Annotated in this window: 20 protein-coding genes; 18 read left to right on the top strand and 2 right to left on the bottom strand. The window is 69.6% G+C overall.

Annotated elements, in window-relative coordinates; translation table 11 throughout:
• The first annotated feature begins 185 nt into the window (after positions 1–185).
• From EDF21_RS14045 to dapF, 13 genes are all read left to right on the top strand, one after another.
• Positions 186–1,208: a hypothetical protein gene (locus EDF21_RS14045; RefSeq protein WP_056048114.1), complete on the top strand. Its 1,023-nt coding sequence runs from the start codon at positions 186–188 to the stop codon at positions 1,206–1,208.
• On the top strand, positions 1,208–1,969 hold the full coding sequence (locus tag EDF21_RS14040) for an ABC transporter ATP-binding protein (protein ID WP_123571788.1): 762 nt from the start codon (positions 1,208–1,210) through the stop codon (positions 1,967–1,969). The genes EDF21_RS14045 and EDF21_RS14040 overlap by 1 nt, the downstream gene beginning before the upstream one ends.
• Positions 1,966–3,183: an ABC transporter permease gene (locus EDF21_RS14035; RefSeq protein WP_123571787.1), complete on the top strand. Its 1,218-nt coding sequence runs from the start codon at positions 1,966–1,968 to the stop codon at positions 3,181–3,183. Before EDF21_RS14040 ends, EDF21_RS14035 begins: the two co-directional genes overlap by 4 nt.
• Positions 3,184–3,237: 54 nt before the next feature.
• Positions 3,238–6,087, top strand: a complete 2,850-nt coding sequence (locus EDF21_RS14030; protein WP_123571786.1) for a DNA translocase FtsK — start codon at positions 3,238–3,240, stop codon at positions 6,085–6,087.
• 3 nt (positions 6,088–6,090) lie between these two features.
• Entirely contained in the window at positions 6,091–6,738 is a 648-nt protein-coding gene (pgsA, locus tag EDF21_RS14025) for a CDP-diacylglycerol--glycerol-3-phosphate 3-phosphatidyltransferase (RefSeq protein WP_123571785.1), read from the top strand.
• Positions 6,735–7,226, top strand: coding sequence for a CinA family protein (locus EDF21_RS14020; protein ID WP_056048098.1), 492 nt, complete (start codon positions 6,735–6,737; stop codon positions 7,224–7,226). The genes pgsA and EDF21_RS14020 overlap by 4 nt, the downstream gene beginning before the upstream one ends.
• A 149-nt stretch (positions 7,227–7,375) precedes the next feature.
• Positions 7,376–7,684, top strand: coding sequence for a helix-turn-helix domain-containing protein (locus EDF21_RS14015; protein WP_043596680.1), 309 nt, complete (start codon positions 7,376–7,378; stop codon positions 7,682–7,684).
• A gap of 70 nt (positions 7,685–7,754) precedes the next feature.
• Entirely contained in the window at positions 7,755–7,979 is a 225-nt protein-coding gene (locus EDF21_RS14010) for a DUF3046 domain-containing protein (protein ID WP_056048094.1), read from the top strand.
• 294 nt (positions 7,980–8,273) lie between these two features.
• Positions 8,274–9,335, top strand: coding sequence for a recombinase RecA (gene recA / locus EDF21_RS14005; RefSeq protein ID WP_056048091.1), 1,062 nt, complete (start codon positions 8,274–8,276; stop codon positions 9,333–9,335).
• On the top strand, positions 9,332–10,153 hold the full coding sequence (locus tag EDF21_RS14000; RefSeq protein ID WP_123571784.1) for a regulatory protein RecX: 822 nt from the start codon (positions 9,332–9,334) through the stop codon (positions 10,151–10,153). Before recA ends, EDF21_RS14000 begins: the two co-directional genes overlap by 4 nt.
• Positions 10,154–10,190: 37 nt before the next feature.
• A complete protein-coding gene (gene miaB, locus EDF21_RS13995) occupies positions 10,191–11,768 on the top strand; it encodes a tRNA (N6-isopentenyl adenosine(37)-C2)-methylthiotransferase MiaB (RefSeq protein WP_123571783.1) in 1,578 nt (525 codons plus the stop codon).
• A gap of 1 nt (position 11,769) precedes the next feature.
• On the top strand, positions 11,770–12,681 hold the full coding sequence (gene miaA, locus EDF21_RS13990) for a tRNA (adenosine(37)-N6)-dimethylallyltransferase MiaA (protein ID WP_123571782.1): 912 nt from the start codon (positions 11,770–11,772) through the stop codon (positions 12,679–12,681).
• Positions 12,678–13,556 (top strand): diaminopimelate epimerase, encoded by an 879-nt coding sequence (gene dapF, locus EDF21_RS13985; protein ID WP_056048080.1) that lies wholly within the window; start codon positions 12,678–12,680, stop codon positions 13,554–13,556. The genes miaA and dapF overlap by 4 nt, the downstream gene beginning before the upstream one ends.
• Positions 13,557–13,598: 42 nt before the next feature.
• On the opposite strand, the gene EDF21_RS13980 is transcribed toward dapF, so the two are convergent.
• Positions 13,599–14,219 carry a class I SAM-dependent methyltransferase gene (locus tag EDF21_RS13980; RefSeq protein ID WP_123571781.1) on the bottom strand — a complete coding sequence of 207 codons (621 nt, stop codon included), beginning with the start codon at positions 14,217–14,219 and terminating at the stop codon, positions 13,599–13,601.
• 76 nt (positions 14,220–14,295) lie between these two features.
• Between EDF21_RS13980 and hflX the strand changes: the two genes are divergently transcribed.
• Entirely contained in the window at positions 14,296–15,843 is a 1,548-nt protein-coding gene (hflX, locus tag EDF21_RS13975) for a GTPase HflX (protein ID WP_123571780.1), read from the top strand.
• 96 nt (positions 15,844–15,939) lie between these two features.
• Here the strand turns inward: hflX and lexA are convergent, their stop codons facing one another.
• Complete coding sequence (gene lexA / locus EDF21_RS13970) at positions 15,940–16,653, bottom strand: transcriptional repressor LexA (protein ID WP_123571779.1); 714 nt, start codon at positions 16,651–16,653, stop codon at positions 15,940–15,942.
• Between the two features lie 272 nt (positions 16,654–16,925).
• Between lexA and EDF21_RS13965 the strand changes: the two genes are divergently transcribed.
• From EDF21_RS13965 to hisH, 4 genes are all read left to right on the top strand, one after another.
• Entirely contained in the window at positions 16,926–17,294 is a 369-nt protein-coding gene (locus tag EDF21_RS13965; RefSeq protein ID WP_123571778.1) for a LysM peptidoglycan-binding domain-containing protein, read from the top strand.
• Between the two features lie 101 nt (positions 17,295–17,395).
• Complete coding sequence (locus tag EDF21_RS13960) at positions 17,396–18,481, top strand: histidinol-phosphate transaminase (protein WP_056048069.1); 1,086 nt, start codon at positions 17,396–17,398, stop codon at positions 18,479–18,481.
• The gene (gene hisB / locus EDF21_RS13955) at positions 18,478–19,095 is read left to right on the top strand and encodes an imidazoleglycerol-phosphate dehydratase HisB (RefSeq protein WP_056048065.1); all 618 of its coding nucleotides are present in this window, start codon (positions 18,478–18,480) and stop codon (positions 19,093–19,095) included. The genes EDF21_RS13960 and hisB overlap by 4 nt, the downstream gene beginning before the upstream one ends.
• On the top strand, positions 19,092–19,730 hold the full coding sequence (gene hisH / locus EDF21_RS13950; protein WP_123571777.1) for an imidazole glycerol phosphate synthase subunit HisH: 639 nt from the start codon (positions 19,092–19,094) through the stop codon (positions 19,728–19,730). Before hisB ends, hisH begins: the two co-directional genes overlap by 4 nt.
• The last annotated feature ends 57 nt before the right edge of the window (positions 19,731–19,787 follow it).

Here is a 19,787-nt window from a genome sequence, read left to right as displayed (position 1 = left end):
GCACACGACGACGGCCCACGGGAGACCCCGTGGGCCGTCGTCGTACCCCGGGCGCGAGGCCGGCACTCTGATGGTCCTCGAGGAGGACATCGCGGGCCCGCAGTCATCCTCGGGGGTGAGGCGGCGACACCCGGCGCGTCGATACGGTGACGTCTGACACGTCAGTACATCGACCGGGGGTAGCCGTGCGCATCGCCAAAGTCTGGGTCTTCCCGATCCTGCGCATCCTGATCTTCGTCGCCATCGCGGCGGCACTCGTCAAGCTCGCGTTCTTCGCGGCGCCGGCCGTCGGCGACGACACCGTCGCCGTGCCGACCGGCGAGCTCGTCGAACCACAGGTCGCCGTGGCCGTCGGCACCATCACGAACGACGTGGTGGTGGACGCGAGCGTCGTCGCCGACCCCGCGGCTCCCGTGCCCGCGACGCTGGCGGGCACGGTCACCGGCGTCGACGTCGTCAAGGGACAGGCGGTCGCGGCGGGGGACCGACTCGCGACGCTCCGGTCCGAGACGCCGCAGGAGCCCCTGGTGGCCGCCGACGGCACCGTGACCGAGCGCAAGCCGATCGTCAAGACGGCCGTCATCACGGCACCCGTGGCCGGGACGATCTCGGCCGTCGCGGTGATCAAGGACCAGACGGTCGTCGTGGGTGACGCGGTCGCGCAGGTCGCGCCTCCCACCTTCCACGTGACGGGGTCGCTCGCCGCGGACCAGCTGTACCGTCTCGTCAGCCGCCCGACCGAGGGTTCCGTCGCGATCACCGGGGGACCGGCACCGTTCCCGTGCACGGCGCTCACCGTCGGGGGGAGCACCTCGTCGTCCGCCGGGCCGGACGACGGCGGGGACGCCGGGGCGCCGACGGGGGACTCGTCGGGCCAGAGCGTCTCCTGCGTCGTGCCGGGCGACGTCACCGTGTTCAGCGGACTCGCCGCCAGGCTGACCATCCCTGCCGGTGTCGCCACCGACGTCCTGACCGTGCCCCTCACGGCCGTGGAGGGCGCGGCGGGCAAGGGCGTCGTCTCGGTCGTCGGAGCGGACGGTTCCACCGAGGAGCGCGACATCACGCTCGGCATCAACGACGGCACGATCGTCGAGGTCACGGGTGGCCTCGCCGAGGGCGACCAGGTGCTCGAGTTCGTCCCGGGTGCCGCCGCCGCACCACAGGGCGACTGCGTCGACCCGGCCACGGGCGCGGACCTCTGCGGCTGATGGCGCTGATCAGGCTCGAGGCGGTCACCAAGACGGTGCCCCTCTCCGACGACCGGACGCTGGACATCCTGACCGGCGTCGACCTCGAGGTCGACGCCGGCGAGCACGTGAGCATCGTGGGTCGTTCGGGGTCGGGCAAGTCCACGCTGCTCAACATCCTCGGGCTCATCGACGAGCCCACCACGGGGACGCACTGGTTCGACGACGTCGACGTACGCTCGATCCGGCGCGGACGGCGCGACCGGCTGAGGGGTGCCCAGGTCGGGTTCATCTTCCAGCAGTTCAACCTGCTCCAGGGGCGCTCGGCCCTCGAGAACGTCATGACCCCCCTGCTCTACTCGTCGGGTTCCGAGTTCTGGCGTCGCCGGTCCATCGCGGGCGAGATGCTCGAGCGCGTGGGTCTCGGTCACCGGGCCGACTCCATGCCCCATCGCCTGTCGGGTGGCGAACAACAGCGCGTCGCGATCGCCCGCTCGCTCGTGCGACGGCCGCGCGTCATCCTCGCCGACGAACCCACCGGCGCCCTCGACGTCGAGACGGGCGCCGGGGTGATGACGCTGCTGGACGGCATCGCGACCGAGAACGAGGCCGCCCTGGTCACCATCACCCACGACCTGGCCGTCGCCGCCCGGGCCTCGAGGCACTACCAGCTCGACACCGGTGTCCTCTCGGCGTCGGTCGACGGAGCTCTCGGAACACCGACGTCGACGTCGTCGTCTGCCGCGTCGACGTCGTCCTCGCGGGACGAGGTCGACGCGTGAAGCGTGTGGTGGCCGACGTGGTGGGGGCTTTCGCCGAGGCCTGGGCCGAACTGCGCGTCAACAAGCTCCGCGTGCTGCTCAGCCTGATCGGGGTCGCAGTCGCCGTCGCGGCCCTGACCGGCGTGGTCGCCCTCGGCGGGCTCGCCGAGCAGTCCTCCCGCGAGAACGCGGAGCGGTTCGGTGGCCGTCCCGCGAACTATTACGTCAACGCCTACTCCAACGGTGCCACGTCGCCGAGCACCGAGGCGATCGCGGACGCCTTCGCCACGACGACGGCACGCTACGGAATCGAGCAGACCAGCCGCGTCGTGTACGGCAATCGAGCCGTCCAGCTGCCGGACGGAGTGACCGAGGTCGGGGCCGTCACGGTCGACGTCCCCTACGGCGAGATGCACCGGGTCGTCATGACGGAGGGGTCGTGGTTCACCGACGGGGACGCGTCACGTCTCGCGCCGCCCGTCATCGTCAACGAGGTGCTCTGGGGGCAGCTCGGTTCCCCACCGTTGTCGTCGCATCCGACCCTGCTGGTCCGAGGGGCGGATTCGGCGACGCTCGTCGTCACCGGAGTCTCGGCCGCGACCGAGTACGACGGTCCGCAGATGTACCTTCTGCCGATCACCGACCACGACCTCGCCCTGGCGAGCTACGGCGCCGAGACCCCGCAGTACGAGATGTGGCTGCCGCCCGAGACCAGCGATGCCCTGAGTGCTCAGGTGGCGTCCGACATGGGGGCCAGCCTCGGCGACGACGTGCAGGTCGACGTGTCGCGACAGGACTACGCCGCAGGCGGCGACGCCGACCCCTTCGGTCCCATCAAGCTGATCATCACCGGGGTCGGTGTGCTGGTGTTGTTGCTGGGCGGTCTCGGCCTCGTCAACATCGCGCTCGTGACCGTCCGTCAGCGCATCCGCGAGATCGGCGTGCGCCGGTCCTTCGGGGCCACGGCTCCTCGGGTCTTCTTCTCGGTCATGCTCGAGAGCGTCGTCGGCACGGTCGTCGCGGGAGCCGTCGGCGTGATGGTGGCCGTCCTGGTCGTCGAGAACCCGACGGTCCAGGGCTTCATCGCGCAGGGCGCCGTCAGCGATCTCCCGCCGTTCCCGGTCGAGGCGGCCCTGATCGGTCTGGCGTCGGCCACGGCGATCGGAGCGGTGGCCGGTCTCCTGCCTGCTCTCGTGGCGATCCGCGTCAAGGTGATCGACGCCATCCGCTACTGACACACACCGGAGCACCTCCGGCCGCTGTCCGTGCCGAGAGGTACCTTGGAGCCCATGGCCACGCCCACCAAGTCGACCGCGCGCGCTCGCTCGTCGTCGCGAGCGTCGCAGACCTCCGGCGTCACCAACGCGACCAAGAAGCTGCCCGCTTCCCGTCAGCCCGACCCGGTCCCCGACGGCCCAGGGCCGTTCGTGGCGGCGTGGATGGGGCTCGCGCACCTGACCGGGGGCGCGTTCCGGCTCCTGGGCAAAGAGTCCCTGGCGAAGGACGAGCGGCGAGACGGCGTGCCGTTCCTGCTCGTGCTGCTGGCGATCGCCGGGGCCGTCGTCGAGTGGCTCAACCCGACCAGCCCCCTCGCGGTCGGCTTCGACGCCTACACGTTCGGCGGGCTCGTGGGGCGCGTGGCCTACGCCCTGCCGGTCATCATGATCCTCTTCGCGGGCTGGCTCTTCCGGCACCCGGCGTCCGTCCACGACAACACCCGCATCGGCATCGGACTGGGCCTGTCCATCGTCTCGATCAGCGCTCTGTGCCACATCTTCGGAGGGCAACCCGAGGCCGCTGCCGGGCTCCGGGCCCTCGCCACCGGTGGCGGCGTGCTGGGTTGGGTCGTGGCGTCCTGGCTCGTCGCTCTCGCCACCGAGTGGGTCGCGGTCCCTCTCGTCGTCATCTTGCTGGCGTTCTCGCTGCTCATCATCACCAAGACGCCGCCGAACCGCATCCACCGCCGTCTGGGCGAGCTCTACTCCTACCTCTTCGGCGAGACGACCTCGGCTGCGGACGGGGCCGACGCCGATCCCGACCTCGTCGACCTGGCAGAGTCCGAGTCGTTGCCCTGGTGGCGGCGGAACAAGGACCAGCGCGAGGAGGACCCCGCATACGACACCCCACTCGTGAAGGCGGACGAGTCGTCCGCCACCGAGCCGTCCGGACGACGTCGACGGAAGAAGCCCGTCTTCGAGCCGAGCGTGGACGACGCGGGCAGCGCCGCCGCGGCGGGTGCGGCAGGCTCCGCCGCGCCGACGACGGCTCCGACCGACGTCTTCTCCGCCGACCTCCTCGGCGACCTCGATCGGGCAGAGGACGCCGTCCGTGCCCAGGGGTTCGACGTCCCGTCCGTTCAGCCCACCGCGTCGACCACGGTGCTCCCGGTCGTCCCGGTCGTCCCGGCCGAGCCCGTCGGCGAGAGCGACGCAGCGGCCGACTTCCTGGCGGTCGACCCCGACGAGGCGGCACCGCCCTCTCTCGACGAGGTCGACGACGGTGCCGAGAGCGCCCCGTATCGCCTCCCCGCTGCCTCGAGCCTGTCGGTCGGCGAGCCCGCGAAGGCCCGCAGCGAGGCGAACGACGCGATCGTGGCCGCCATCAGCCAGGTGCTCGACCAGTTCAACGTCGACGCCAAGGTGACCGGCCTCAAGCGCGGTCCGACCGTCACGCGGTACGAGATCGAACTCGGTCCCGGCGTCAAGGTCGAGCGGGTCACCGCCCTGACCAAGAACCTCGCCTACGCGGTGGCCTCCAACGAGGTCCGCATCCTGTCGCCGATCCCCGGCAAGAGTGCGATCGGCGTCGAGATCCCCAACACCGACAAAGAGATCGTCGCCCTCGGCGACGTCCTGCGGTCCTCAGCGGCGAGCAAGAGCGTCCACCCGCTCACGATCGGCGTCGGCAAGGACGTCGAGGGCGGCTACGTCGTGGCCAACCTGGCCAAGATGCCGCACCTGCTCGTGGCCGGCGCCACCGGGTCGGGCAAGTCCAGCTTCATCAACTCGATGATCACCTCGTTGCTGATGCGCGCCAAGCCGACCGACGTCCGCATGGTGCTGATCGACCCCAAGCGGGTCGAGCTCTCGATCTACGCCGGCGTGCCGCACCTGATCACGCCCATCATCACGAACCCCAAGAAGGCCGCCGAGGCCTTGCAATGGGTCGTCAAAGAGATGGACATGAGGTACGACGACCTCGCCAGCTTCGGCTTCCGGCACATCGACGACTTCAACCGCGCCGTCGTCGGTGGCGAGATCGTCCTCCCCGTCGGCAGTCAGCGCAAGCTCAAGCCGTACCCCTACCTCCTCGTGGTCGTCGACGAGTTGGCCGACCTCATGATGGTGGCTCCGCGCGACGTCGAGGACAGCATCGTCCGCATCACCCAGCTGGCCCGTGCGTCCGGAATCCACCTCGTTCTCGCGACGCAGCGCCCCTCGGTCGACGTCGTGACCGGACTCATCAAGGCGAACGTCCCCTCGCGCTTCGCGTTCGCCGTCTCGAGCGTCACCGACTCGCGGGTGATCCTCGACCAGCCCGGGGCCGACAAGCTCATCGGTCAGGGCGACGGGCTGTTCCTCCCCATGGGTGCTTCCAAGGCCATGCGCGTCCAGGGCGCCTGGGTTCAAGAGAACGAGATCGCCCAGGTCGTGGCCCACGTCACCCGCCAGGCGCGACCCGACTACCGTCCCGACGTCGCCGCGGTGGTCGAGAAGCGCGAGATCGACGGTGACATCGGCGACGACCTCGAGTTGCTCCTCGCGGCTGCCGAGCTCGTGGTCAGCACGCAGTTCGGTTCGACGTCGATGCTCCAGCGCAAGCTGCGCGTCGGGTTCGCCAAGGCCGGCCGCCTGATGGACCTCATGGAGTCGCGAGACATCGTCGGTCCGTCCGAAGGGTCGAAGGCTCGCGACGTGCTCGTCACCACCGAGCAGCTCCCCGGTGTGCTCGCGAAGCTGCGCGGGGGTGACGCGGCCTCCGACGCCGGCGCCGGCCGCGCCTCCTCGGGGTCCTCTTCCGCCGCGCGCGCCGACGCCGGTGACTACGACGGCGATCCGGTCGAGGCCATGACCCGTGGGTACGCCGAGGACGACGACGCCGGCAGCGAAGACGCCTGGCACCTGACCGGCAGGGAGTAGACCATGAGCCACGACGACGCCTCCCGCCCGACGGCAACACGCTCGGCCTTCTCGTTCCGAGGGCGGGTGGCCTCGAGAGGGCCCGGGCCCGCCAGCACCGGCAACATCGCGAACGTGATCACCGTCGTGCGCATACTCATGGCGCCGCTGTTCATCGCCTGGTTGCTGATCGACGACGGGGCCGACGGCTCACTCCGCGTCTGGGCCGCTGCCCTGTTCGTCGTCGCGATCCTCACCGACAGCCTCGACGGCATGCTGGCCCGTGGCCTCGACCTCGTGACCGACTTCGGCAAGATCGTCGATCCGATCGCCGACAAGGTGTTGATCGGTGGCGCACTCGTCTCGCTCACCATCCTCGGTGAGCTGCCGTGGTGGGTCACGGCCCTCATCCTCGTCCGCGAGGTCGGCATCACCGTCTACCGCTTCGCCGTCTTGCGTGACCGGGTGATCCCGGCCTCCCGCGGCGGCAAGGTCAAGACCGTACTGCAAGCCGTCGCGGTGACGCTGGCGCTCTTCCCCTTCTGGAACGTCGTCGGAGAAGGCATGCACTGGGTCAACGGCGTGCTCATGACGGCGGCCACGGTCGCCACCCTCGTCTCCGGGGCGGACTACCTGCGCGTGGCGATGAAGCACGGACGAACCTCTGCATGACCGTGGCTGCCGACCTCGTGGCCGAGTTGACGAGCAGGGGGCTGACGGTCGCCGTCGCCGAGTCCCTCACCGGCGGTGCCCTGGTCGCCGAACTCGTGTCCGTGCCCGGAGCCTCGGCCGTCGTCCTGGGCGGGGTGGTCGCTTACCAGACAGAGCTCAAGCACACGCTCCTCGGGGTCGATCCAGGACTGCTCGCACGACACGGACCCGTGCATCCCGACGTCGCCGCGTCCATGGCCGTCGGGGTTCGGGATCGGTTGGCCGCAGGCGGTCACCCAGCCGACATCGGTCTCGCGACCACCGGCGTCGCCGGTCCCGACCCCCAGGGCGGTCACGCACCCGGAACGGTCTTCGTCGGTCTGGCGGTGCCCGGTGACGTCCGCGTCGCCGAGCTCTCGCTCGCGGGCGATCGGCAGGCCATCCGAAACGCCACCGTCTCCGAATCCCTCGCAGCACTCGATCGATGGCTGGTCGAGACGAGGGAATAGCCGGCGTTTCGGTCTCGTTACATCTCTCGAGTTCACAACAGGTGCACAGTCCCCGATGGCTACAGTCGTGGTCAGTCGGTCCGAGCACCACCCGCCGTCCCCCATCTGCAACCATCCCGGCAGATGGGTCGTCCCCGAAGGAGGGTCCCATGGTCCTGGTACGTCAAGAAATCGGCGACGTCCTTCGCGACTTCCGTCTGCAGAAGGGTCGCACGCTCCGTCAGGTCGCGAGCAAGGCCAGCGTCGCCCTCGGTTACCTCAGCGAGGTCGAGCGGGGTCAGAAAGAAGCGAGTTCCGAGATCCTCGCGTCCGTCGCGGACGCCCTCGAGACGCCCATCTCGGTCATCATGCGCGAGGTCGGTGACCGCATGGCCGTCATCGAGGGGCTGAACCCGATCCCCGACACGCTTCCGGACGACCTCGTCGCCGAGTTCGACTCCGACCTCGCGGTCCGCTGACCGTCCTTCGTCGCCACGAACGCCCCCGGCTCCCGCCGGGGGCGTTCGTCGTCCGGGGTACCCTCGCCTGATGCGCAAGAGCGAGTTCGCCCGGGCCGTCGAGGACGAGTTCGGAGAAGCCTACGGTCGGGTGGTCACCCGGGATCTCGTGATCCAGTCGCTCGGTGACAGGACCGCCGACCAGGCGATCGCGCAGGGCGAGTCACCCCGCGACGTGTGGCTCGCCCTCTGCGACGCCGAGGGCGTCCCCATGGGCCGTCGCCACGGTGTGGGGTTGCCCGAACCGACGGACTGAGGCGCAGTCCGGTCGGGCGTGTGTTCGACACGCCGAGGCCGATGGGTCGAACACCTGTTCGGACGGATGGTAGCGTCCTCCACAAGGACGTGGACGAGCGAGTTCTGTACGTCGGGCCCCCACCGCCACTGCGATGTCGGAGGTGGCCCGTAGCGTTTCTCGCATCGACGTCCCGCGTCACCGGCACATGCCGGCGACACCAGCCTTGTCGTAGCGACGACGACCTTGCACCACCGGTCGGCGTCGACGCGACAGCCTACAGGCGCACGGACGACCACCACGAAGGAGAACGACATGCCCTCAGTTGAAAACCGCGAGAAAGCACTCGAGACGGCTCTCGCCCAGATCGACCGCCAGTTCGGCAAGGGCGCCGTCATGCGCCTCGGCAGCGACGAGCGTGCTCCCGTGGCGGTGATCCCCACCGGCTCGATCGCCCTCGACGTCGCTCTCGGCATCGGTGGCATCCCTCGTGGCCGCATCGTCGAGATCTACGGTCCCGAGTCGTCCGGTAAGACGACCCTGACCCTGCACGCCATCGCGAATGCCCAACGCAACGGCGGCATCGCTGCGTTCATCGACGCCGAGCACGCTCTCGACCCCGAGTACGCCAAGAAGCTCGGCGTCGACATCGACGCGCTGCTGGTCTCGCAGCCCGACACGGGTGAGCAGGCTCTCGAGATCGCCGACATGCTCGTCCGTTCGGGGTCGATCGACCTCGTCGTCATCGACTCGGTCGCCGCGCTCGTGCCGCGTGCCGAGATCGAGGGTGAGATGGGCGACTCGCACGTCGGTCTGCAGGCTCGACTCATGTCACAGGCATTGCGCAAGTTGACCGGTGGGCTCAGCCAGACCGGCACCACGATGATCTTCATCAACCAGCTGCGCGAGAAGATCGGTGTCTTCTTCGGCAGCCCCGAGACGACGGCCGGCGGAAAGGCGCTCAAGTTCTACGCGTCCGTACGTCTCGACATCCGCCGCATCGAGACGTTGAAGGACGGTACCGACGCGGTCGGCAACCGCACCCGCGTCAAGGTCGTCAAGAACAAGATGGCTCCGCCCTTCAAGCAGGCCGAGTTCGACATCCTCTACGGTGTAGGCATCTCGCGCGAGGGCAGCCTCATCGACTTCGGTGTCGAGCACGGCATCGTCCGCAAGTCGGGTGCCTGGTACACGTACGAAGGCGACCAGCTCGGTCAGGGTAAAGAGAACTCGCGCAACTTCCTCATCAAGAACGCCGCCATCGCTCAAGAGATCGAGCAGAAGATCCTCGCCAAGCTCGGAGTCGGTGGTGCCAAGCCCGTCGAAGCGCCCGTCGAGTCGATCGAGGCCAAGATCGCCGCTCGCAAGGGCGCATGACCACGCGCGACGACGACGCCACGGGGGCGGGTCCCGCTGTCGACGGCGTCGACAGCGGGCGGCTCGCGCCGGTCACGCCCCTCTTCGGTGTTGCAACCGGATCGTCGACGTCCGGCGAGAGGGTCGCTCCAGCGGCTTCGGACGCTCCGTCCCACGATTTCGAAGCCGTCCTGACGGCCATCAGCGCCCACTGGGTCGGCGACGCGTCCCCGCTGGCCTCGGAGGCCGACCACCCGTCCGCGCGAGGTTCTCGGGCGGGCGCGGCCGGTCGGCCCAAGGCCACCGGGTTCGACGATCAGCCCGATGACGGGCCGGAGGACCTCGACGCGCAGAAGCGACGGGCGGAGAACGTCAGCCTGCACGCCCTCTCGCGCCGTGGTGTGTCCTCTCACGAGATGGAGAAGCTGCTTCTCTCGCGTGACCTCGATGAATCGGTCGTCGCCGACGAGATCGCTCGGCTCGAGCGGGTGGGCCTGCTCGACGACAGCGAACTGGCCGCGACCCTGGTCCGGTCGAAGCAAGAGCGCAAGGGGCTGGGCCGCGGGGCCGTCACGTCCGAACTCCGCGCCCGTGGAATCGATCCGTCGATCATCGACGAGGCGCTGTCCGACACGGACGACGACGAAGAGCAAGAACGTGCCGACGAATGGGCTCGCAAACGGGCCGGTTCGTTGCGCGGGCTCGACCGCGAGACGGCGGAGCGTCGTCTCAACGGGTACCTGATGCGCCGCGGGTACCGGTCCGAGGTCGTGCGTCGTGCCATCGAGAAGGCCCTGCCTCGGGGTGGCAGCGGTCGGGGCGGCGTCCGCTTCGAGTGATCGGCTCGGGGGTGGCGGCGATCTACACTGAGTCACCATGACGACGGTCGCCACCACCAGCATCCCCTCGCCCGTCGACGGCCCGGCCCGCACGTACGAGGTCCGTACCTTCGGGTGCCAGATGAACGTGCACGATTCGGAGCGGTTGAGTGGTTCACTCGAGGCGGCCGGCTACGTGGCCGCCGACGGAGCCGAGGCCGACATCGTCGTCATCAACACCTGCGCAGTACGCGAGAACGCCGACAAGAAGCTCTACGGGACCCTGGGGACCCTCGCCGGCCTGAAGAAGAAGCACGAAGGCATGCAGATCGCCGTCGGCGGGTGCCTGGCCCAGAAAGACAAGGACGTCATCCTCGACAGGGCGCCGTGGGTCGACGTCGTCTTCGGTACGCACAACATGGGTGCCCTGCCCACGCTGCTCGAACGCGCGCGGCACAACGACGAGGCCCAGCTCGAGATCCTCGAAGCGCTCGACGTCTTCCCTTCGACCTTGCCGACCAAGCGCGAGTCCACGCACAGCGGCTGGGTCTCGATCTCGGTCGGCTGCAACAACACCTGCACCTTCTGCATCGTCCCTTCGCTCCGAGGCAAGGAGAAGGACCGCCGCCCCGGCGACATCCTCGCCGAGGTCGGGGCGCTCGTCGACGACGGGGCCGTCGAGGTGACGCTGCTCGGGCAGAACGTGAACTCGTACGGTGTCGAGTTCGGCGATCGACTCGCCTTCGGCAAGTTGCTGCGGGCCGTCGGCGCGATCCCCGGGCTCGAGCGGGTGCGCTTCACCAGCCCGCACCCGGCGTCCTTCACCGACGACGTCATCGCCGCCATGGCCGAGACGCCCGCTGTGATGCCCCAGTTGCACATGCCCCTGCAATCGGGGTCCGACCGGGTGTTGCGGGCCATGCGACGCAGCTACCGCAGCGAGAAGTTCCTCGGCATCATCGATCGTGTGCGCGCGGCCATGCCCGACGCCGCGATCAGCACCGACATCATCGTCGGGTTCCCCGGCGAGACCGAGGACGACTTCGCCGAGACCCTCCGGGTCGTCGAACGATCCCGGTTCGCCTCGGCGTTCACGTTCCAGTACTCGGTGCGCCCCGGGACACCCGCGGGCGAGATGGCCGACCAGATTCCCAAGGCCGTCGTCCAAGAACGGTTCGAGCGGTTGACGGCCGTTCAGGACCGCATCTCGGCCGAAGAGAACCGTCGCCAGGTCGGGCGTCCCGTCGAGGTCCTCGTGGCCACCGGCGAGGGGCGGAAGGACGCCTCCACCCACCGTCTCTCGGGTCGCGCCGAAGACAGCCGTCTCGTCCACTTCGAGGTGCCGACGGGTGCTGCCGTTCCGCGACCCGGCGACGTCGTCAGCGTGAGGATCACCGACGCCGCGCCGTTCTACCTGCTCGCCGATGCGGTCGAGGGGCCCGAATCCCTCTACGAGGTCCGTCGCACGCGCGCGGGTGATGCCTGGGACGCCGCGCAGGCCGCCTCGTGCGGGGTGCCGTCCGGGGGCGACGCGACCCGCGCCTCCTCGGCTCGGCCGGCGAGGGTGAGCCTCGGTCTGCCCACGCTGCGGGTGGCGACGACGCCGATCTACAGCACGACCGACGACCTCCGCTGACGTGCTGGTCGCGATCGTCGGAGCGACGGGCACGGGGAAGTCCGCCTTCTCGCTGGACCTCGCCGAGGCACTGTCGGCCCGGGGCGAGACGGTCGAGATCGTCAACGCGGACGCCATGCAGCTCTACCGGGGCATGGACGTCGGCACGGCCAAACTGCCGGTCGCCGAACGGCGAGGCTTCGCGCATCATCTCCTCGACGTCCTCGACGTCACCGACGAGGCGAGCGTCGAATGGTATCAACGCGAAGCCAGGGACCTCATCGACGGCATCGTCGCGCGCGGGGCGGTGCCGGTCCTCGTCGGTGGGTCCGGGCTCTACGTCTCGAGCGTGTTGTTCGACTTCCGGTTCCCCGGCACCGACCCTGCGATCCGGAGTCGCTACGAGGCGATCGCCGACGAGCAGGGGCCAGGGGCGCTGTACGACTTGTTGAGAGAGCGTGATCCGGCGTCCGCCACGTCGATCGGGCCCTCCAACGCCCGACGTCTCGTCCGGGCGCTCGAGGTCGGGGACCTCACCGGCCGTCCCCTCTCGGGAACGCTGCCCGAGAAGTCGTCACCGTGGCGGCCGTCGATCGTCTTCGGCGTGGCCGAGGAGCGCCCCGTGCTCGTCGAACGTCTCGACCGACGCGTCGACCAGATGTGGCGAGACGGCCTCGTCGACGAGGTGCGGGGTCTGCTTACCCTCGGGCTCGAGCGAGGGGTCACGGCGAGCCGGGCGATCGGTTACGCGCAGGCCGTCGCCCAGATCCGGGGTGAGCTCGGCGAGGGGGACGCCATCGATGCCACGGCAGCCCTCACCCGTCGCTACGCCCGCCGCCAGGCGAGCTGGTTCCGCCGGTACGACGACGTCGAGTGGTCCCGCTCGGGCGACGCCCAGGCGGTCGACCGGGCCGTGGCTAGAATCCTGGGGTGACCACCACGCTGCAGTTCACCAAGGGGCACGGCACGGGCAACGACTTCGTCTTGTTCACCGATCCCGATGCGGGCACCGACCTGAGCCCTGCCATGATCCGGGCCCTGGCGGACCGGAGGTTCGGGGTGGGCGGGGACGGGGTCATCCGTGCGGTCCGCACGGCGGCGTTGTCCACCGAGGCGGGCCTGCTCGAGACCGAGCCCCGCGCCGAGTGGTTCATGGACTACCACAACGCCGACGGCAGCCCGGCCGAGATGTGCGGCAACGGCATCCGTGTCTTCGCGCGCTACCTCCTCGAGCGGGGGCTGGTCCAGCTGGGCGAGGACGACGTGCTCGTCGTCGGCACACGGGCCGGCGCGCGTGAGGTGCGTCGTGACGGCACGGGCTTCCGCGTCGACCTGGGGCCGTGGAGGCTCGGCGACGACGATCCGGTCGTGCGGGCGCGCGAGCTGCACGCGGCGCGTCCCGGCCTGCCGATCTCGGTGGGCAACCCCCACGTGGTGGTGGCACTCGCCGGCGACGACGAACTGGACGGTCTCGACCTGACCTACGTGCCGATCGTCGACCCGGCCCCGGCCGACGGGGCGAACGTCGAGTTCGTGGTCCCGGCGGACCCGCTCGTGGTCGACGGGCTGGGTCGCATCCGCATGCGTGTCCACGAGCGGGGCAGCGGCGAGACCCTGTCGTGCGGCACCGGTGCGGCAGCGGCCGCCCTGGCGACGCGGTACTGGGCAGGAGCCTCGGCACCCGAGGCCTGGTTGGTCGAGGTCCCCGGCGGCGTCGTGGGCGTGTCGGTGAGTCATCACGCCGATGGTGAGCACGTCTCGCTCAGTGGGCCGGCCGAACTGGTCTTCACCGGCGCGCTCGAGCTCTGAGCCGCGCCGGGGGCGGCGTCCAGACCTCGGCGAGAAGTCCGATCAGTCGGCGTCGGTGAGTCGCTCGGCGCGCAGTATCCGGTATCCCTTGCTGGTGGAGGCGCGGGTCACGTCCACGACGCCGGTCATGGTCTCGTTCATCCAGCGCTGCAGGGAGTCGGCCCCCAGGTTCTTCTGCACGACCAGCCACGCGTCCGACCCCGCGTCGAGGCGGGGGAGCCACCGTTCGAGCAGGGAGTGCAGCTCGGCCTTGCCGACCCGGATCGGCGGGTTCGACCAGATCGTCGCGAAGCGCAGATCGTCGGGAACACCGTCGGGGGTCACGGCGTTGACGTTCTCGAGGCCGACCGACCGCGCGTTCTCGCGCACGAGGTCGAGCACTCTCTCGTTCACGTCGACGGCCCAGACCGTCGCGTCGGGTGACGACAACGCGAGGCTCAGTGTGATGGGGCCCCACCCGCACCCGACGTCCAACAGATGGCCCGCCCTCGGCGGCGTCGGCGTGCCCCCCAGCAGGACCGAGGTGCCCGGGTCGACGCGGCCGGGGCTGAAGACGCCGGCAGCCGTGGTCAGGGTCAGCTCCCGGCCCGCGAGGACGACCTCGATCGTCCGGGGCTTGGCCGCGCTGCCGGGCTGGGGGGAGAAGTAGTGCTCGCTGGCCATGGTCGCCAACCTACCGAACATCGGGCAGGGCCTCGCTCCCTGCTCTCCGCACACCGAAAGGGTTAGTATCACCCCGATGACAGACCACACCACGACCCCGCTCGATCCGGAGCGGAACGACCAGCCCGACGACGTCGTCGCGCGCGTGCTCGATCGTGCGGCCCAGAGGGCATCCGGCTACACCGTCTTCTCGCCGGCTCAGGCCATCCAGACCCGCTCGTTGCACCACGACGGCGACTCCGACGGCGATCAGTCCGAGCGCGACGACCGCCAGGCCCTCCGCCGCGTGGCGGGCCTGTCGACCGAACTGCAGGACGTCACCGAGGTCGAGTACCGCCAGTTGCGCCTCGAGAACGTCGTCCTGATCGGCGTCTACTCGCAGGGGTCGATGGCGGATGCCGAGAACTCCCTCCGCGAGCTCGCTGCCCTGGCCGAGACGGCGGGGGCGGTCGTGCTCGACGGACTGCTACAGCGACGGCCGAACCCGGACCCGAGCACCTACCTGGGCAAGGGCAAGGCCGAAGAACTGCGCGGAACGGTCGCGGCCCTCGGCGCCGACACCGTCATCGCCGACACCGAGCTGGCCCCCAGCCAGCGACGGGCCCTCGAGGACGTGGTCAAGGTCAAGGTGATCGACCGCACGGCCGTCATCCTCGACATCTTCAGCCAGCACGCCAAGAGCCGGGAGGGCAAGGCGCAGGTCGAACTGGCCCAACTCGAGTACCTCCTGCCCCGTCTCCGCGGTTGGGGCGAGTCGATGTCCCGCCAGGCCGGTGGACAAGTCGGAGGCGCGGGTGCCGGAATGGGCAGCCGCGGGCCCGGTGAGACCAAGATCGAGCTCGACCGGCGCCGCATCCACACCCGCATGGCCCGGCTCCGCAAGCAGATCAAAGAGATGAAGCCTGCCCGCGACGCCAAGCGGGCCAACCGTGACCGCAACGAGGTGCCCACCGTCGCCATCGCCGGATACACGAACGCCGGGAAGTCCAGCCTCCTGAACCGGTTGACGAGCGCGGGCGTCCTCGTCGAGAACGCGCTGTTCGCGACCCTGGACGCGACGGTCCGCAAGAGCGTGACGGCCGACGGTCGTCCCTTCACGTACGCGGACACCGTCGGATTCGTGCGGAACCTCCCTCACCAGCTGGTCGAGGCATTCCGATCGACGCTCGAGGAGGTCGAGGCGTCCGACGTCATCGTGCACGTCGTCGACGGGTCGCACCCCGACCCCGCCGCCCAGCTCGCCACCGTCCGTGACGTCATCGCCGAGGTCGACGGTCGTGACATCGCCGAGATCGTCGTCTACAACAAGAGCGACCTCGTCGACGACGACCAGCGTCTCGTCTTGCTCGGGCTCGAGCCGACGGCGGTCTTCGTCTCGGCACGGACGGGTGAGGGCATCGACGAGCTGCTCGCCCGCATCGCAGCCGTCCTGCCCGAACCCGAGATCGAGCTCGACCTGTTGGTGCCGTACGACCGCGGCGACGTCGTCTCCCACCTCCACGACTCGGGCCGCATCGTCAGCACGGACTACGAAGAAGAGGGCACCCGCGTCCACGCGCGTGTCTACCCGAGTGACGTCGCCGGGCTCACGCCCTACGTGGCTCCCGTGGGCGTGGGGCGCTGACGCCGAGCCGCACGTCCTCGAACGACGAAGCGCCGACCACCTGTGGTGGTCGGCGCTTCGTCGTTCGCGGGGCGGGTCGCCACCGTCGAGAAGAGATCAGACGGAGCGCAACACGGCGACGACCTTGCCGACGATCTGCGCATGGTCGCCGACGATGGGTTCGAACGCGCTGTTCCGGGGAAGCAGCCAGGTGTGGCCGTCTCGCTGGCGGAACACCTTGACGGTTGCTTCGTCGTCGAGCATGGCCGCGACGATGTCGCCGTTCTCGGCGTCCTGCTGCTGCCGCACGACGACCCAGTCCCCGTCGCAGATGGCCGCGTCGATCATCGAGTCGCCGACCACCCGCAACATGAACAGTTCGCCCTTGCCGACGAGTTGACGCGGCAGGGGCATCACGTCCTCGATCTGCTGCTCGGCCGTGATGGGGATGCCGGCGGCGATCCGTCCGACCATGGGGACGTGAGCAGTGTCGCCGTCGTCACTCGTCGTGAAGACGGTGGCCGGGGCGACCGCCGGCGCCGTCGCGTCCACGAGGACCTCGAGGGCTCGGGGTCGGTTCGGGTCACGGCGGATCTTGCCGGCGAGTTCGAGCTGATTCAACTGGTGCGTGACGCTCGACAGGGACTTGAGGCCGACGGCGTCGCCGATCTCGCGCATGCTCGGGGGATACCCGCGGTGTCCGATGCTCTCGGTGATCGCGGCGAGGATCGACGCCTGCTTCGCCGTCAACTCCTTGCGGGGGAGGACGCCCGGATCGAGCGGACGGGGGGCGTCGGTGGCCGCCTGCGGGGTGCGCTTCGGGTCGCTCATGGGTCTCCTGCCGTCGATGTCGGTGGCCCCTGTTTGACTCCTACCACCGATCGAAACCGTATCCGATCGGGCGGTGTCGACAAAACACATGTTCGAGTGTGTCGCGTTATCGCTTCCCGATCTACAGCGATTCCCTCCTGTGATACCCGTCGCTGGGGTTGAAAGCCTCGGCAATCGAATGTATGTTCGGAACACGTCTTCGTGCCCGGCATTCCCGGCCGAGTGCCGGGTACGAACTCGTCCCCTGTCTTCCACGGTGAAAGGACCACCTCATGAGCATCACCTCAGCATCAGCAGTTGCGTCCCCCGTCGACTCGACCCGAGTCGTGCGCACGCGTCTGCGCATCACCCGGCGGGGCCGCGCGGTCGTCGCCGCGCTCGTCGCGGTCCCGCTCGTCGTCGTGGCGGGTGCGCTCGTCCTCAACGGTGGCGGCGCCGTCGCGTCCGACACGACGGGTCGCGCGGACTTCCAGCACGTGACCGTCGACGGCGGCGAGACGCTCTGGCAGGTCGCGTCAGAGATCGACCCCGACGCCGATCCTCGCGACGTCATCGCCGACCTCGTCTCGCTCAACAACCTGCCGAGCGCCGAGGTCTCCGCCGGGCAGAGCCTCGCCGTCCCCGCTCAGTACGCTCGCTGAACTGCCGTCGTCGACGAGGTGGGTGGTCCGGTCCACGGCCATCGTGTTCGTTCGGTGGCGACCGACCCGACACACCGCCGGCCCGCCCGTACGATGGTGGGGTGTCCTTCAGTCTCGACGACCTGCCCATCCGTGACGACCTCCGGGGGCTGACGCCCTACGGCGCTCCCCAGAAAAAGGTCCCGGTCGCTCTCAACGTCAACGAGAACACGCATCCCATCCCCGAGGACGTCGCTCGCGACATCGTCGAGTCGGTGGCCCGGGCGGTCCTCGACGTCAACAGGTACCCCGATCGTGAGTTCACGACGCTGCGCGACTCGCTGGCGGCCTACCTCGGGCACGATCTGACCCGCGACAACATCTGGGCGGCGAACGGCTCCAACGAGGTCATCCAGCAGCTCCTCCAGGCCTTCGGAGGCCCAGGCCGCTCCGTCCTGGGGTTCCCCCCCACGTATTCGATGCACTCGATCATCGCCACGGGCACCGGCAGCCGGTGGATCGAGGGTCGTCGTGACGAGGGGTTCCGCATCTCGCCCGAGACCGCGGTCTCCGAGATCGAGCGCACCCGTCCCGACATCGTCTTCTTCTGCGGTCCGAACAACCCCACGGGCACCCCTCTCGATCTCGCCACGATCGAGGCTGCCTACGACGCGACGGACGGCATCGTCTTCGTCGACGAGGCCTACGCCGAGTTCATGCCGGCCGACCAGCCGACGGCACTGACCCTCCTGGCCGGCCGCGAACGTCTGGTCGTGTCCCGCACGATGAGCAAGGCGTTCGCGTTCGCCGGTGCCCGGGTCGGCTACCTGGCCGCGCACCCGGCCGTGGCCGACGCGCTGCGTCTGGTGCGCCTCCCGTACCACCTCTCGTCCCTGACGCAGGCGGCGGCCGTCGCAGCGCTCTCGCACGCGAGCGAGATGCTCGCCATGGTCGACGACATCAAGGCCCAGCGTGATCGCATCGTGCACGAGTTGACCGAGCTCGGGTACGAGCCGTGGCCCACCTGGTCGAACTTCGTCCTCTTCGGTGGGGTCGACGATCCGACCGACGTCTTCGAGCGCCTGCTCGAGCGGGGCGTCATCGTCCGCAACCTGGGCATCCCGAACCACCTGAGGGTCAGTGCGGGCACCGAGGCCGAGACCACCGCGTTCCTCGAGGCGCTCCGCGACATTAGGCTCTCTTCGTGACCGAGACGACCCGCGCCGCCCGTACCGCTTCCCTCTCGCGCGAGACGAGCGAGTCCAGCATCGCCCTCGCCCTCGACCTCGACGGTTCGGGCCGATCGACGATCGACTCGTCGGTGCCGTTCTTCGACCACCTCCTGACGGCGTTGTCGAAGCACTCCCTGATCGACCTCGAGGTCACCGCGAAGGGCGACACGCACATCGACGTCCACCACACCGTCGAAGACATCGGCATCACGTTCGGCACCGCGCTGAAGCAGGCGCTCGGCGACAAGTCGGGCATCTCGCGCTACGGTGACGCGCTCGTCCCGCTCGACGAGGCCCTCGTGCAGGCGGTCGTCGACGTGTCGGGGCGTCCGTACCTCGTCCACACGGGCGAGCCGGAGGGGTTCGAGTACCACCTCATCGGCGGGCACTTCACCGGCTCGATGGTCCGCCACGTCTTCGAGGCCATCACCTTCCACGCCGGCATCACCGTCCACGTCCGCGTGCTGGGCGGGCGTGATCCGCACCACATCGCCGAGGCCGAGTTCAAGGCGTTCGCCCGGGCGCTCCGCCAGGCGGTCCAGCCCGACCCGCGCGTCAGTGGCATCCCGTCGACGAAGGGCGCCCTGTGAGCGGCGCGCGTCCCTCCGTCGTCGTCCTCGACTACGGCAGCGGCAACGTCCACTCGGCCGTCAAGGCGCTCGAGTTGGCGGGTGCCGACGTCGAGTTGACGTCCGATCGCGCCCGGGTGCAGGCGGCCGACGGCCTCTTCGTCCCCGGTGTCGGCGCGTTCGCAGCCGTCATGAGCCAGCTCGAGTCCGTGCGAGGTGGCGAGCTGATCGACCGACGGCTGGCCGGCGGGCGTCCGGTCATGGGCATCTGCGTGGGCATGCAGGTCTTCTTCGAGGGCGGCGTCGAACGCGGCAACAGCACCGGTGGCCTCGGGGCGTGGCCCGGGGTGGTCGACGAACTGAAGGCTGACGTCCTGCCGCACATGGGCTGGAACACCGTCGACGTGCCCGAGGGCAGCGTGCTCTTCGACGGGGTGGCCGACGAGCGGTTCTACTTCGTCCACTCGTTCGCCGCACAAGAGTGGTCCCTCGACGTGATCCGACCCTTCGCCGAACCGCACGTCACGTGGGCCGACCACGGCGGCCGTTTCGTCGCCGCCGTCGAGAACGGCCCGCTCTGGGCGACGCAGTTCCACCCCGAGAAGTCGGGCCGGCCGGGCATCCGGCTGCTCTCGAACTGGCTCGGCACCCTCTGACCCCGGCGCGACCGACCCGATCGCGCCCCCTGACCCTGCGGTGCCCGGCGCCGTGAG

The organism is Frigoribacterium sp. PhB118 (assembly GCF_003751725.1).
Taxonomy (GTDB): Bacteria; Actinomycetota; Actinomycetes; order Actinomycetales; family Microbacteriaceae; genus Frigoribacterium.
The sequence above is the reverse complement of the archived record's forward strand: the minus strand, read 5'-3'. Positions and strand labels throughout refer to the sequence as shown.

What these genes read in the sequence shown, in the direction of transcription:
- EDF21_RS14040 (WP_123571788.1), top strand. Translation starts at nt 1,208, where the DNA reads ATGGCGCTGATCAGGCTCGAGGCGGTCACCAAGACGGTGCCCCTCTCC.
- EDF21_RS14030 (WP_123571786.1), top strand. Translation starts at nt 3,238, where the DNA reads ATGGCCACGCCCACCAAGTCGACCGCGCGCGCTCGCTCGTCGTCGCGA.
- pgsA (WP_123571785.1), top strand. Translation starts at nt 6,091, where the DNA reads ATGAGCCACGACGACGCCTCCCGCCCGACGGCAACACGCTCGGCCTTC.
- EDF21_RS14020 (WP_056048098.1), top strand. Translation starts at nt 6,735, where the DNA reads ATGACCGTGGCTGCCGACCTCGTGGCCGAGTTGACGAGCAGGGGGCTG.
- EDF21_RS14015 (WP_043596680.1), top strand. Translation starts at nt 7,376, where the DNA reads ATGGTCCTGGTACGTCAAGAAATCGGCGACGTCCTTCGCGACTTCCGT.
- EDF21_RS14010 (WP_056048094.1), top strand. Translation starts at nt 7,755, where the DNA reads ATGCGCAAGAGCGAGTTCGCCCGGGCCGTCGAGGACGAGTTCGGAGAA.
- recA (WP_056048091.1), top strand. Translation starts at nt 8,274, where the DNA reads ATGCCCTCAGTTGAAAACCGCGAGAAAGCACTCGAGACGGCTCTCGCC.
- EDF21_RS14000 (WP_123571784.1), top strand. Translation starts at nt 9,332, where the DNA reads ATGACCACGCGCGACGACGACGCCACGGGGGCGGGTCCCGCTGTCGAC.
- miaB (WP_123571783.1), top strand. Translation starts at nt 10,191, where the DNA reads ATGACGACGGTCGCCACCACCAGCATCCCCTCGCCCGTCGACGGCCCG.
- EDF21_RS13980 (WP_123571781.1), bottom strand. Translation starts at nt 14,219, where the DNA reads ATGGCCAGCGAGCACTACTTCTCCCCCCAGCCCGGCAGCGCGGCCAAG.
- hflX (WP_123571780.1), top strand. Translation starts at nt 14,296, where the DNA reads ATGACAGACCACACCACGACCCCGCTCGATCCGGAGCGGAACGACCAG.
- lexA (WP_123571779.1), bottom strand. Translation starts at nt 16,653, where the DNA reads ATGAGCGACCCGAAGCGCACCCCGCAGGCGGCCACCGACGCCCCCCGT.
- EDF21_RS13965 (WP_123571778.1), top strand. Translation starts at nt 16,926, where the DNA reads ATGAGCATCACCTCAGCATCAGCAGTTGCGTCCCCCGTCGACTCGACC.